Origin of the sequence: Catalinimonas alkaloidigena, from assembly GCF_029504655.1 — a bacterium.
GTDB lineage: Bacteria > Bacteroidota > Bacteroidia > Cytophagales > Cyclobacteriaceae > Catalinimonas > Catalinimonas alkaloidigena.
On the sequence record NZ_JAQFIL010000001.1, the window covers coordinates 5,012,395 to 5,026,255 of the forward strand.

Annotated in this window: 13 protein-coding genes; 1 reads left to right on the plus strand and 12 read right to left on the minus strand. The window is 45.5% G+C overall.

Annotation, left to right across the window (positions count from 1 at the left end):
• Positions 1 to 152: 152 nt before the first annotated feature.
• The 11 genes from OKW21_RS20415 to OKW21_RS20465 form a co-directional block, all read right to left on the minus strand.
• The gene (locus OKW21_RS20415; protein WP_277482759.1) at positions 153 to 527 is read right to left on the minus strand and encodes a hypothetical protein; all 375 of its coding nucleotides are present in this window, start codon (positions 525 to 527) and stop codon (positions 153 to 155) included.
• A 12-nt stretch (positions 528 to 539) separates the two neighbouring features.
• A complete protein-coding gene (locus OKW21_RS20420) occupies positions 540 to 1,301 on the minus strand; it encodes an MbnP family protein (protein ID WP_277482761.1) in 762 nt (253 codons plus the stop codon).
• A 130-nt stretch (positions 1,302 to 1,431) separates the two neighbouring features.
• Positions 1,432 to 1,797: a hypothetical protein gene (locus OKW21_RS20425; protein ID WP_277482763.1), complete on the minus strand. Its 366-nt coding sequence runs from the start codon at positions 1,795 to 1,797 to the stop codon at positions 1,432 to 1,434.
• 125 nt (positions 1,798 to 1,922) lie between these two features.
• The gene (locus tag OKW21_RS20430; protein ID WP_277482765.1) at positions 1,923 to 3,356 is read right to left on the minus strand and encodes a S41 family peptidase; all 1,434 of its coding nucleotides are present in this window, start codon (positions 3,354 to 3,356) and stop codon (positions 1,923 to 1,925) included.
• A gap of 46 nt (positions 3,357 to 3,402) precedes the next feature.
• Positions 3,403 to 4,398 (minus strand): Kelch repeat-containing protein, encoded by a 996-nt coding sequence (locus OKW21_RS20435; protein ID WP_277482768.1) that lies wholly within the window; start codon positions 4,396 to 4,398, stop codon positions 3,403 to 3,405.
• A 5-nt stretch (positions 4,399 to 4,403) separates the two neighbouring features.
• Complete coding sequence (locus tag OKW21_RS20440) at positions 4,404 to 4,613, minus strand: hypothetical protein (RefSeq protein WP_277482770.1); 210 nt, start codon at positions 4,611 to 4,613, stop codon at positions 4,404 to 4,406.
• Positions 4,585 to 5,736 carry a DUF4270 family protein gene (locus tag OKW21_RS20445; protein WP_277482773.1) on the minus strand — a complete coding sequence of 384 codons (1,152 nt, stop codon included), beginning with the start codon at positions 5,734 to 5,736 and terminating at the stop codon, positions 4,585 to 4,587. The genes OKW21_RS20440 and OKW21_RS20445 overlap by 29 nt, the downstream gene beginning before the upstream one ends.
• 137 nt (positions 5,737 to 5,873) lie before the next feature.
• Positions 5,874 to 6,746, minus strand: a complete 873-nt coding sequence (locus tag OKW21_RS20450) for a hypothetical protein (RefSeq protein ID WP_277482776.1) — start codon at positions 6,744 to 6,746, stop codon at positions 5,874 to 5,876.
• A gap of 194 nt (positions 6,747 to 6,940) precedes the next feature.
• Positions 6,941 to 9,709, minus strand: a complete 2,769-nt coding sequence (locus OKW21_RS20455; protein WP_277482778.1) for a TonB-dependent receptor — start codon at positions 9,707 to 9,709, stop codon at positions 6,941 to 6,943.
• Positions 9,710 to 9,714: 5 nt separating this feature from the next.
• Positions 9,715 to 10,713, minus strand: a complete 999-nt coding sequence (locus tag OKW21_RS20460) for a FecR family protein (RefSeq protein ID WP_277482780.1) — start codon at positions 10,711 to 10,713, stop codon at positions 9,715 to 9,717.
• 96 nt (positions 10,714 to 10,809) lie between these two features.
• Positions 10,810 to 11,388: an RNA polymerase sigma factor gene (locus OKW21_RS20465; protein ID WP_277482782.1), complete on the minus strand. Its 579-nt coding sequence runs from the start codon at positions 11,386 to 11,388 to the stop codon at positions 10,810 to 10,812.
• A 230-nt stretch (positions 11,389 to 11,618) separates the two neighbouring features.
• On the opposite strand from OKW21_RS20465, the gene OKW21_RS20470 reads away from it, so the two are divergent.
• Positions 11,619 to 12,143, plus strand: a complete 525-nt coding sequence (locus tag OKW21_RS20470; RefSeq protein ID WP_277482784.1) for a DUF6515 family protein — start codon at positions 11,619 to 11,621, stop codon at positions 12,141 to 12,143.
• A 75-nt stretch (positions 12,144 to 12,218) separates the two neighbouring features.
• Here OKW21_RS20470 and OKW21_RS20475 read toward each other — a convergent pair whose 3' ends face one another.
• Positions 12,219 to 13,829, minus strand: a complete 1,611-nt coding sequence (locus OKW21_RS20475) for an arylsulfatase (RefSeq protein WP_277482787.1) — start codon at positions 13,827 to 13,829, stop codon at positions 12,219 to 12,221.
• Positions 13,830 to 13,861 lie beyond the last annotated feature (32 nt).

Genomic DNA, 13,861 nt, shown 5'->3' on the forward strand with positions numbered 1-13,861 from the left:
ATAAGAAATCAAAATAGTTAGCTCCTCTCTCACCCCTACCGTAATTATTGGGTAAATGTGTTTTCCTGCTATTGCAAAGGATATACTTCAGCTTCCTATAGGCTTCTGGGAAGTATAGTAGTTGAGGGTGGTTTGGGTAAAAAAGGAGCTTACTAAGCTCGGGGAGGATGAAAAAAACCCTGGGAGAGAAGCAGCTGATACTCCTGAGGGGGAAAAGGGAAAAATATCTGTATATAATATTGCGATGCTTTCAGCGCATCTCTGCTTTCCATCTGCATACAAAGTGGTGACCAGCAGAGCTTGACTTCATGCTCATTGGTACTTTCCTGCTGGCTCGCATGGTCTATGCTATCCTGGAGAAAGCACTTTCCATTGCACTGTAATTCCGGTCTGTCCTGGTTTTCACAGAACAATCGCACAAATACCTCCTGGTTGTATTCATAGTTGAGCACAATCAAAGACATCTGCCAGGCATGCAGGCAAAGCAGAACTGCCAGAAAGAGCGATATGTACGATTTAGCGTTCAAAAACAGATAAGTTTATTCAACAGCAGTAATCTCAAACATATTAGCAGCATAATTATCGGCTACACTTTGAGAAAAAGGATCATGCATGACTACCGGATGCTCGGCAAAACTCACCGGATTGGGTTCAGCAAACATAGCAGCTACATCAGCTTCTATGGCTAAGCTTTGCATACCATTATTCTCCAGGCTCAGCGTGGGAAGGCTAAGCTGCTTCAGGTTAAATTTCAGCACTCGGTAATTAGGATCACCCCCGATATGATAGACATAAGCATCATGCATACCCTCTTCTGACGCACCGAACTGCCCTTCCAGCAAGAGAAATTTGTAGCCGGTATTCCAGTCCCAGGCCATCTCATTACTCGGATCCAGAGCCCCCACTTTGTCGGTAGAAGTATTGGCGGCATTGTCTACGCCAATGGCAAATTCCACTTCATTGTATTCTCCGGCAGGAACACCATCTATTTCAATCCGAAAAGCTTCTCCATCTTCGGGGCGCACCAGATGATAGCTGTACGGTTCCAGATAAAAGGCTCCGGTAGAAGAATTCCTGAGCTTTACATTACTGAGATAGTACTTAAAATCCTGAATCACAAAGCTTTCTCCTACGGCATTAGCATAGGTCTGTGTATTAAGCATTAGCACTTCGCCATTCACCAGGTGGGTGAGGTTTAGCGTAAGGGTGGCACCTTGCACCATATCGTCGGTAGATTCTTCCTGGCAGCTGCTTAAGCCTAGCAACAGCAGAAATGAGGTGATGATGTTGATATACTTCATCTTCATAAAATTTGAATGTGTAATAGGTAAACGAAGCTGTCATACCTTAATTTTACGCAAGATCCCTTACCCTGATATTTGTTCCGGGCAATAACTCGCGTAATGAACAGTGAGAAAAGATATGCGTGTGTTATACGCGGGGAGGATGGAAAAATAGCTCAGCTATAGGAGTAGCATGCAGGTTTTCCTGAAAAGCAGAAAATATAATAGCCGGAGATTCAGGCGTTAAGAAGGTGTTTTCCCAATAAGAAGGGATAAAGAAAACCGCAAATACCACATGTGATAGCTGGTTTTGCTCCTGCTGGTCTTCCGCCTGTTTGAGCTTATCCTTAAGAAAACAAGTACCACGACAAACGGTGATCTCCTTTTCTCTTTCTATGCAAAGAAACTCAGCGATGTAGTCCCTGTTCAGCTCAAAGCTCAGCTGCACCGCACTCAACGACATCGCATTGAGGGCAATAATCCAGACAAGGCCTAATGACAGGAATCTTTGCATGGGTATAAATGTAGAAGAGGAAAGGCATATTTGCAACAAAATTGCAGTTTCACTCAAAAAAATAAAGCCCTCAGCGCCAAATAAGACACTAAGGGCTTTATAAGAACTAACAGCTTTAGACGATTCTATTCAATTTCCGGTACCAGGCTGTCATCGATAAACAGCTTGTTCTTTTTAATTTTTAGAGGGTTTCCCAGCTCCTGATAAGGCTTGAAACTTTCCCTGCTTTTCAGTCTGGCACTCAAGCCTCCTGAGATCAGGTCCAGCGCGGTAGCCAGCAGTGGATCGCTTTCATCACCGAAGGGTTTGGCATCCAGCAGATTGTCCTCTACCGGATAGTCGGGCGTAAGCCCTTCACTAAAATCTGTTACACCTTCGGCATTGGTATATTTAAGTACAATCGGCATGATCGCCCAGTCATGACGGGCAGGCTCTGCTAAATCAGGGATCACCCACGAGCCATAATATTTACCCACTGTATGCTCACCTATCATCACCACATCCATATAAGGCTTGAGGCCGTTGATCAGCAGCTCACTGGCAGAAGCGGTTCCGCTCCCGGTCAAAAAGTATATACGGCTCAGGTTCAGGTTATGACCATTGGAGACAAACTTGCTGACCAGATTTTCAGAATCATCGCCTTCGTAAGCTACAATTGATGATTCCAGCAAAGTATTATAGTCAAATTTGACCAGCACTTCTTCGCTGTTAACGACATTTACCGGCGCCAGGGCGCTGGCAAAATACTGCGCGGTATATATCTCTCCTCCCGGATTATAGCGAAGATCAATAATTACCTCCCTTACATTTGCCTGGGCAAATTCGTCCAGCGTACTGCCCAGATTGTTTAACCACTCTTCATTCTCTCCGGAAATAAATTCGGTATATACCATATAGCCCACTTTCTTGCCGGCAGCGGTTTTCACTTCTTTGTACAGGACAGGATCGGTCTCAATCACCTCCGCAAATAATGAAATGGTCTGGTCTGTGGGGTTGATGCCTTCTGCCTCATCATATGCTGCAAGCGTAACCATATACTGGCTTTGGCCGTAAAGCTCATAGTAATTCTCAGTATTTAATGTTTCTCCATCAATAGCCAGAATGATATCGCCTCTCTCCAGACCGGCACGATCTGCCGGTGAGTCAGGGTAAACATATTCTACCACGATAAACACTTCATTGGAAGCAGACAGTAATCCAAAGGCAGGGGAATAGCCCATACTGCTGTACACGCCGCTGAACTCTTCCATCAGCCCTTCGTAATCATCAGTGATATAAGAAAACTCATCTGCATCATTAATGAGAGAGTAGAAGTAATCTTCAGGCTCTTCACCGGAGGAATCAGGAAGGCTCACCTCCTCATTCCAGTAGTAGTAGGAGCTCATCACTTCGTAGATCCAGTTGTTCAGCAGATCGTTCTGTGCGTTGTCTGCCGTATGATCCCCGCTGACGTCATCAGTCGTTAGCGGAGACACAATGTCTTCATCCTGCTTGCAGGCAGGAAGAAGCAAAATTATAAAGCTTAGTGAAGCTAAGAATATCCATACGCTCTTTTTCATGCTCATTGGGTTTGAGAGATTACATCATTAGTCTCTACAGGCTTACTTAATCTTCCTCATCATACTCAGCGGTAGGGTCAAATTTCCATAGGTCGTCAAAACGGGACTGACCGTTTCTTCCGGTAGCCACATAGGCCACAGCCTCTCCTTCTCCTGTAGTCAGTACAAAAGCAACGGCTTCTTCTCTGGAGGCTCCTTCCATACTCGTCATTTGTGCCCAGGTGTCAGTCACCGGACTATATTCCCAGGTATCTCTCACCGCAGAACCTGTAGAGCCGGTGGTGACATAGCCCTTACCGTTAATCGCAAAGCTTACCGCATTCTCTCGGGCAATGGGATCATCTTCTTCGTCCAGGTCCAGCATGGCGGTCCAACGGATGTCAATGGGGTCAAACTGCCAGAAGCCCTGCTCATACAGACCGTTGTTTCTTCCCCCTCCGATATAGGCCATGCCGTCAATGACGAAGGCAAAAGCATCTACCCTTTTGGAACCACTAAACGGAATCTGTGTCCAGTTACCGGAAGCAGGGTCGTATTCCCAGAAATCTTTCAGGTCATTGTCGCCATTGTTGCCTGTCCCCACATAGCCTTTGCCATCAATGCTGAAAGCCACAGCACCAATTCTGGCATCTCCGGGAAAATCTTCTTTCTGTGTCCAACTGTCAGCAGCAGGATCATACTCCCAGAAGTCTTTGAGTTCATTTTGTCCGTCATAACCGCTAGTCACATAGCCTTTGCCATTGACAGCAAATGCAACCGCGGCATTGCGGGCATTGCCGGGAAAACTAGCCCGCTGTACCCAGAAATTTCTCTCTTCATCATATTCCCAGAAATCATTCAGGCGGTCGCTTCCATCATAGCCCAGTCCGACATAGGCACGTGAACCAATGGAGAAGGAAACCGCTCCGCTGCGGGAAGGCCCGTCAAAGTCAGCCACTTCTATCCAGTTGCCTTCAATGTCTGCTTCATCTTCATCATCTGTTGTACAGGCAGACAGGCTTAATGTGATTACTAGCAAGAGTAGTAAGTATTTATTATTCATAGTAATTAATAATTAGTGCTGTTTAATTGTGTATATGAAATCTCTAATCTGGTAATATATTCTTCGTGCTGACTACTGCCCAGATATAGCCGGCTTACACTTTTGTTGTAAGAAGGAACGGTCAGCAGCAGAAAATCTTCGCTGATGGCATCGTTTAGTAGCTTCTCAGTGACATAATCTGTAATGTCAAAGCGATACCGGGTTTTCGCGATCATACTCATCATCCAGCTCTAACAGAGTAGTCCAGACCTGGGTAGACGTGCTGGTAGTACCATATGACAGCAGCGGAATAATTTCATTGTTATGATTGGCAGAAAGAAGGATCAGGCTGTCGGGCAGTGGAAGTTCCTGTGCGTGATTGACCACGGGCTGAATCACTAACTCTGCTTGGGTAACATACATGTATTCTCCCAGCTCAGGAAAATCTTCCAGATGAGGAATGCTCAGCTTAGTCATGATACCCGTGCCTCCCTGGGCATAAGTTTGCATCTGTGTACTACTGTCTGCCAGGGGATTCCTAACATCCTGAAGAACGGACAAGCGTGTAGCCGAGCGGTTGGCAGCAATATGGTTGAATTGCAAGCTGGTATTGGTCAAAGGAAAATCATAGGTACTCCGCTGAACCTCCTCTGTGGTTTCATGATAATAAAGACGCATATATACTTGCTCAGCAGAAGCCGTATAGCCTACAACTGCTGTATTTTGTGTGCTGTCAGCTACCAGGCTAAAGCCGGGTAGATAATCCTGAAAGTCTTCAGTATCCTGAAGAACAGGATCATTGTTGAGGGCCATCTCAAATAAACTTTGCCCCCATTCATCGGACAGACGAATCGCCAGGGAGTCCCTTCCCTGCGCATTAGATAAAAAGTGTACTTCACCTGCTATACTTTCGGCATAAGGTATAGTCTGGGTGTTATAGAAATATGCACCTTCTTCCGGCGATAGTTCTTCGGTAAGACGATGAAGCCTCAGGTGTTGGAGCCGGGTAGTATCCCCGTACACATACTCATGGGCAGTCAGATAAAGCACCAGGGAGTCAAACACAGTGTTTTCAGAAAGAGAAAGCGTCCCGTTCAAGCCCAGCTGAAAATAAGACTGCGCCATAATTTTACCCAGTTGTTCATCTTCATAGTAGCCACTCAGTATCCTTCCGGAACCGGAAGAGACCATGGAATCGGCCAGCACGGTTGCCATATCCAGGCTTAGGGTATCTGTATAGCCCAGGTAAAAGGGAGCAACCAGCTCTTCTTCCAGCATCAGGTCTTCATCGCCGCAGGCGCTCATAAACAGAGTGATCCCGCCAGCTATCCATAGGAAAGCCAAATTTTTTATTCGCATTGTATGATTATTACTTTAAATCAAGGGTGCTTAATGCTTTAAGCAGTTTGCTCAGCAATAGAAAGGGATAATGACTAACAGCCAAAGGTGAAAGAGCCTTTCCTATCAAGCAAAGGCTCCCAGTCCACCATACTCTACTAGCCTCTGCGGTGTCTGTACATACGCTTTACACGGAAATCCATTGTGATCTCTTCTGTCTCTCCATCTAGGGTGCTGGTAGCGATATTGTCGCAGGTGCCATCACCAAAGTCTATGATGGTGGTCACATCATCCACGGTGCTTTCTATAGTTCCGCTGGTGATCCAACGACAGTCACGTGAAGATACCAGAGGACTGGTGATGGTCTTACTATACCTCACTCCATCGGGAGTAGTCCCGCTTGAAGCTCCGCTAGTATGATACACATTATCATCGCGATCTTCCGTATCCTGTCCGCTGACGATCTCGCGGGTGCGGTTGGATGAGCGGGTAAAGGTTTCTCCTTCAGGTGTAGTGATAGCGCTTTCTTCCGTGGTGGAAGTAATGGCCTCACTTATTATGATATGCTGAAAAGTACCTTCAACCTGATGGTCATTTACTGTAAAATCTTCAAAGGTAGTGATGATTTCAGTACCTACTTCATTTCTGGGACCACTGATGGTAGTGATAATTTTTCCTGACATTACCGCTCCATTCCAGAAATCACAGCTATCCCCATAATCCAGGGTCATCACGATTGGGTATTCCTCTCCTTCAGATGTTTCTACTGTCCGTGTGGCACAGCCAAATTTACCCAATCCACCACCGAAACGTCCGTTAATGGCGAAGGATGCAGGCAGGGCATCCTCCACTTCCAGCATAATGCTGCTGAATAAATTTTCAGCAAATGCGGTTTCTTCCAGTATCGTTTCCGAGGAAACGTTTGAAACTTCATCCTCCTTACAGGATACCGCTACCAACATCAATAAAATGCCTGCCATCAGCATCAAATGATGGCTAACTCGTGATTTTGTTTGCTTCTCTCGTTTCATAATTCATAAAGTTTACTTATTTATACTTCATTTTAGGTTTATGCTCACTGTAAGAAGACATAGATCTTCCATCTACCAAAGCGCTCAAAATCGCGCCTGGCGTAAATTTTTCAGGCTTGAAGTCTTAAAAGCTTAGCCTTGATTCAACACTTCTTTACTTAGTCTGCTTTTATCAAATCAATGGTGGACCATCGTCAAAAATTGAAATTCAGAAATATGCTAAACGTACGTTCCATCAGCAACTGATCTACTGTAACAAGTTGTATTGTGCTGGGACTCCTCTCCCTTTGAAAGACACCGAAGCGATCAAACAAAAAAGTCCTGCTACCTACGTTCTGCTGGTCATACAGGTTAAAGACCGATAAGCCTATATTGGCTTTACTTTTCCCAATCTTAAATCCATAGTTTACTGAGGCGTCCATGCGATGATACGCAGGCAGGCGGTTGTTATTTTTCTCATGGTATATCAGCCTTGTTCTTCCGTTTTCATAAGCGAGCTCACTTGGAGCAGAGTATGGTTGACCAGAACCATAGACCCAGTTGAGCGAGAAGGTCCAGGGACTGAACTCCCACTGACTACTCAACTTGAACTCATGGCGCTGGTCACCATCTGCGAAAAAAGGTGCTCCTTCATTAATTTCATTAAACTGCTGCACAGCCGAAGACAGGCTGTAGCTGAGTGAACTGCTGTTATGCTCCCAGTTTTTGCTCAGCATCACATCCAGGCCTTTGACCTCACTTGTGCCGTCGGTGATCACCTTATTAAAATTCCAATAAGGACGCGTACCGCTGACATCCACATAACTTTCATAGCCTCCCCTCATCAGGCCACTGATATTTTTTTGGTATACTTCAGCATCCACTAACCAATTGTTTTTGGTATAGCTAAAGCCCGTCATGTACTGCTGTGATGAAAGTACAGACAGGTTATCACTGCCTGACAGAAGCCAGAAATCCTGATCAAAAGCAAGCCCTAAATTGGAATTGGCTTTGTTGATAAACTGATAGTATTGCCCGGCTGCCCCCTTGAGAAACAGGCCTTCCCTGAGTTCGTAATTTGCCGACAGGCGAGGCTCAACATAAAGCTGCTGATCCGCTGAATAGTAGGTAGTCCGTATGCCAGTATTCACTTCCAGCTTCCCTAACGGTCTATATATATGCTGCACATAGATTCCGCTCTGCGTTCCCTGATTCAGAATCTGAGAGCCTCTTCCCTGCTGTTGATTCTGGTCGGCGTACAGGATTTCGTTAGAGGTCATAAAAAAACCGAAATCTACTTCATGACGGGGGGTAGCAGTGTACTCAAAATCCAGCTTTACGGCATACTCTTCCAGTGTGTTTTCCCTTTCTAATGACATTGAGGCTGCCGGACTGGCAGTGATTTCACCTTCGTAGGCTGCCATAGAAAGCTGGTACTGCGTATGATAATGCGAATAGCCCAGACTGAAATTACTAAACAGTCGATCATTCCAGATACGGCTCCAGCTTATACCCAGCCCCGTATTACCCAATTGATGTTGTTCCTGAATGCTCTCCCCATAGGCTATATTGGGAGAATCAACCCGCAAGTCGGTACTTTTATCATAATCATCTGCCCCTTGATAAAAGCTCAGGCTTAGTTTATCTTTATCACCCGGACGGTAGCTGAACTTAATATTGGTATCATAATAATAGAATAGCTCATGCTCATCACGTCCGCGATTGGAGAACTCGGAAACCAAAGGGGGCAAATCATCATCCGCATACCTGATCAAAGTATTGTATAAGCCTGTTTGCCATATATCAGTGTAGGAGCGCCGGAAAGCAAGAAATGCGGTGGCTTTTTCCCCTATGGGTGTTTCGGCTTTGAGATTAGCACTCAGTGGGTTTAAACCCAGACTCAGAGAGGGCTTGTACTGATTACCACTTTTACCCGTAATGTCTATCACGCCAGATGCTCTGCCGCCATATTTGACGCCAAACCCACCTTTGTATACCCTGATATCTTTGATCGCATCACTATTGAGAGAGCTAAAAAATCCATACAAATGATCCAGATGATAAAGGGTGAAGCCGTCAAAAAGTACGAGGTTCTGGTCAGAAGAACTCCCCCTTATGCTGAGTTTTGCTGAAGTCTCATTGGCGATGCTGATACCAGGTAAGAGCTGCAGGCTACGAAAAACATCCTTTTCACCAATCTGCGGCATGCGTTCTGTTCTGGCGGGATTTACAATATGCTGACCGCTCCTTTTACTTAAAGCTACCAGTCCGATGGCAGGCTGATCCACTACTTCTATCTCACTCAATATTGAATAAGTTGATTTTAAGCTTACCTCTTTCTGTCCCCTACGCTGCCTATCCAGGCTTAGTACCGAAGGGGCATAGCCCAGATGGCTTACGACAAGTGAGTCCTGCAAAGACGACAAATGAGATAATGAGAAGAAGCCTTCCTGATTTGCTACTGTACCCTGTGAAGTACCGGCTATGGAAACTGTGGCATAAGGTATGCGTTCACCCGTTTCAATATCACGAACCACAGCAGCATAGGTATACGCCTGTGCTGATATAGTATTTTTCTCTGAGTTTGCGGCGTATACCAGCTCAGGCAGTGCCCTGCGAATCACCACCTTTCCATTGCCCAGCAGCAGACAGGTCAGAGGCGTACCGGAGAGGATACTTTCCCAGGCTTCCTCCAGAGGCCGCTGCTGAAGCACAAGGTCAACCTGATAGGGCTGGACCAGTTTGCGCTCATAGGCAATTTTCAGATGGTATTTTTTTTGCATATGTTTAATGACTTTCAATAAGCTTTCTCCCTCAAAAACCTCATTTACAAATACTGTTTCTTTATGCTTTTGCCCTATTACTTTAGTAGTAAGAAGTAGACACAGCATTACCGTTAAGGAAAAAAACAGCACTTTTCCCACAGTTAAAGCGTCTAGTGGAAGTCGCTTTACATCTACTTCACTGCTAAATCCAAGAGGCATTAAATTTATTCCTGCCGAATAATCACTTTATTGTTAGCACTATCTAATTCATATGTTAATTCCATGGGCAGGCAGATCATCTGCAATGCTCCATCCAAATCATGATTGGTAAACTGCCCGGAGTATTTTCTTCCCAGTACATCTGCTTGAAGGATGACTTTCAGCTTGTACTGCCGTTTCAATTCTTCCAGCACTTCTACCAGAGGGACATCTTCAAAGATGAACTCGCCTCTTCTCCAGCCTACACCTTCTTCCACATCAATGTCAAAGGGTTGCACTTCATGTTGGGTAAGCAATACTCCTTTTCCCGGACTCAGTAGTTGCGCGACATTCCCCTCAGTATCACTTACCTTTACTTTTCCCGTGAGGCAGGCTACTTCCAGCTTTTGCCCGCGGGCATATACATTAAAACTTGTACCCAAGACTTCCACTGTTCCATTTGGGCTGCTGACCCGAAAACTGCTACCTTTTTCCACTTCAAAGAAGGCTTCCCCCACTAAGTGTAGCTTCCGCTGATCTTCCCAGCCTGTAGGGTCAAAAGTAATTTCAGAACCCGCATTCAAAGTTACCACTGACTTATCCGGTAGGGTGTAACTCAACTGCTGACCCTGTGCTGCCCGGATGGTTTCGCTGCTACTTCTCAATAAAAAGAAGGAGATCAGCAGCACAGTAATCATGGCGGCGGCGGCAAATTTCCACCTGTGCAATTGCCAGAGGCCAGTTGAAGGTTTGATTGCTTCAGCCTGACTTCCCATGCCTTCTGATATCTGCTTCCACAGGCTTTCAATCTGTATTTCGGAAGGCTCTCTTTCCGGAGCCTGCATCAGTTGTACCAGGGCTTTAGCATGAATGATCTCTTCATTTTTTTCAGGATGTGCTTCACACCATGCCTCCCAAAAGCCATCTTCAACCGCAGCTCCTGTCCTTACCCACGCGATGAATCGCTCATCCTGGGCAAAGTCTTCAGCTTGATAGTGGTCATATTTATTTTCATTCTGAATCATATATGCGGCTTTGTACAGTTAAGACAGGAGTGATGACTTTGTAATCAAAAAAAGAAATGATTTTTTGAAGTTTATTCATAAGCTATTGATTATCAATTACAAAAAGTTTGCAAACACACCAACCAATACAAGCTTAAGTAGCTGCGCATACTGCTTCAATACTTTGAGGGACTGGTAGACCAGGTTACGAGCTGCCTGATAAGTTATGTGCATCACCTCCGCAATTTCATCATATGACAGCTGCTGGAAATACTTCAGGTAGATAACTTCTCGCTGGCGTTTGCTGAGCTGCACCATTGCTCCTTCCAACCCTGCCCGCTTTTCTGTAGTTTTCTCTTCGGAAATGATGTGTTCTTCAATGTTCAGCACCAGCGCAAAGTCATAATGTGCATCGTCCAGCGGATGGTGGAAGGCTGGTTTTTGCTGTAATTTGCGAATGATTCTGCGGCGCAGCGCTCCCAGCAAATATCGTTTGATAGAGTCAGTTGAACCCAGTGTGCTGCGTTTCTGCCAAAGGTCCAGAAAAAGATCCTGTATGCAATCTTCTACCAGGGTAGGATCATAGGTAAAACGGCTACCATACTTGTACAGCACACGGATATGGGCACGAAATATCTCTTCAAAGCGCATGCGATCACCGCTTTTGAAGGCTTCCCATATTTGTTCATCTGTCATCTTGCTCACCTATTTGATATATAGTTAGTTGTCTATTGTTCTGGTTTTTGACACTAGCTAATAGCAAAGGTTTAAAAGCGTGAATATTTATACTTCTCTGTAAAAGCTGTTTTAACCGCTGGGCACATTATTGGATCGTAAATAATTATATTTTTTATTAAAATTATCAGATATGTTTTAAACTTTTATGAAGTAAAGGCCTCTAAGAAGTGTACAAAAATTCAATTACGATGAAGGAACCAAAAAAATACATACGGACAATATTTTTAATGATAGTCATATCCGCGCTGGTACTCGTGGCTGAAAGGGCGGAAGCCCAGCGCAGGGTACAAGGCCAGAGGTATACAATCGTAAAGTCCGCTCCCAAATCCTCGCTAAAGGTAAGCTACAATAATGTAGAATATCGCGTTCACAATCATGTATACTATAAGCCAGTGAAGGGAAAACATATAGTCGTCAGCGCGCCTCTTGGCATTCGGGTAAAGCGTCTGCCTGCTGCTGCAAGCCCAATAGTCGTAAGAAATCATGTTTACTATGAGTATCAGGGGAGCTATTACTTAGCGCAGGATGAAGAATATGTAGTAGTACAAGCTCCGGTGGGAGCTCTGGTAGAACATTTACCTGAAGAATACGAGCACCTAGAAATCAATGGGGAGCACTATTATGTAGCGGATGGTGTGCAGTATAAAGCCGTACTCAAAGGGGATGAGCTTTGGTATGAGGTCATCAAAGTTAGTGACAAAGCATATTCATAATAAACACAACAGAAAGCCACCCATCAAAGTACTGGGTGGCCTTAGCCCCACTATGCTGTATATTTTTGTGCTTTTTTATTCTGTTCCTGCTTCTGATTTTTCAGATATGTGGTGATAACGATCCTGCTGATTGACAGGCATTTCCATAGCTTCTACTGTCGTTTTCCCTCCAATTCGCTCTCCCCACTGGTCATAAGTAAGCACCATGTCGGAGACACGTTTGGGAAATTGCTCAGCTACATTATTCATTTCCGAGCGATCTTTAGCGAGATCGTATAACTCCCAGCCCCTTCCCCTCTCTCCTACCAGCTTCCAGTTTCCGTCCCGGATGGCTCTGCTGCCCCGGTATTCCCAGTACATAGGCTTTTCTCTGCTGAGTGATGCTCCTTCAAAAATTGGCAGCAGGCTTACACCTTCCAGGGGCAGCAGCTCTCTACCCTGATAGCCCTCGGGATAAGAGGTTCCTGCCACTTCAATTAAGGTAGGCATAATATCCACAATCTGTCCCGGACTTTCTGAAATGCTGTTGGCCTCCACTTTTTCCGGCCAGCGGATAATCATCGGACTGGAAATCCCTCCTTCATGTATCCATTGTTTGTACTTACGAAAAGGCGTGTTGGAAGCCTGTGCCCATTCTGTATCATAGGTTCTGGCAGACTCCGCCGACCCTGCTGCCACAACAGGTGCATGATTGGCATCAAAAGGACAACCTCCGTTATCCGACATGAACATGATAAGCGTATTTTCAGCAATACCCAACTCATCCAGTTGGTCAAGGAGTAAGCCAATCTGCTGATCCAGGCGGTCAATCATACCGGCATAGGTAGCCATCAGTAGCTGTTCTTCTTCTTTTTGTACCCGACTCAGACTCGCCCATGCAGGGGCGATGCTGTCGCGAGGGGAGAGCGCCCAATCCGCGTCTATGAGACCCATCTCCTGCATGCGCTGGTAGCGGGCGGTCCTCAGGCTGTCCCACCCAATGCTGTAGGTATCAGCATACTTTTGAATGTACGCATCGTGAACCTGCAAAGGAAAATGAGGAGCATTGTGTGCCAGATACAGGAAAAACGGCTGGTCATGCTGAGACGCCTGCGTCACTTCCTCAATGGCATATTCCGTGAAAGCATCGGTTGAATAAAAGTCTTCAGGCACTTCATAAACTTCTCTGTCTTTCCTCATGTAATTAACGCCTGAACCATAATCAAGTCCGGTAAAAAAATTGATTGCTCCGCATAAAAAGCCAAAATAGTGGTCAAATCCCCGCTGATTCGGCGTATCTATATCTTCCTGCCAATGCCCCAGATGCCACTTCCCACTCATGATGGTTTGGTATCCGGCTTCTTTCAGCACTTCCGCGAGCGTCACATTATTATCTGTACGATTGAGGTTATCTGTCTGCTGATGGTACAGCCCGGTGAGCAGGGTAGCACGAGTTTCGGTACATTTGGCAGTATTGTAGAATTGCGTCATCCGCATGCCTTCGGCTGCCAGCCGGTCCAGGTTAGGCGTATTAATTTCTGAGCCATAACAACCCAGGTCAGAATACCCCATATCATCTGCCATGATGAGGATAATGTTGGGCCTCTGATTAGCTTCTGAAGCTGAGGCCTCCTCAGGGGGAGAGGAACATCCACTCCATGTGAGTATACTAAACGAAAGAAAATAAGCTAGAGACAGGCGTTGCATAGTCGTTGTATTAATCAGATAATAGCTAAAGG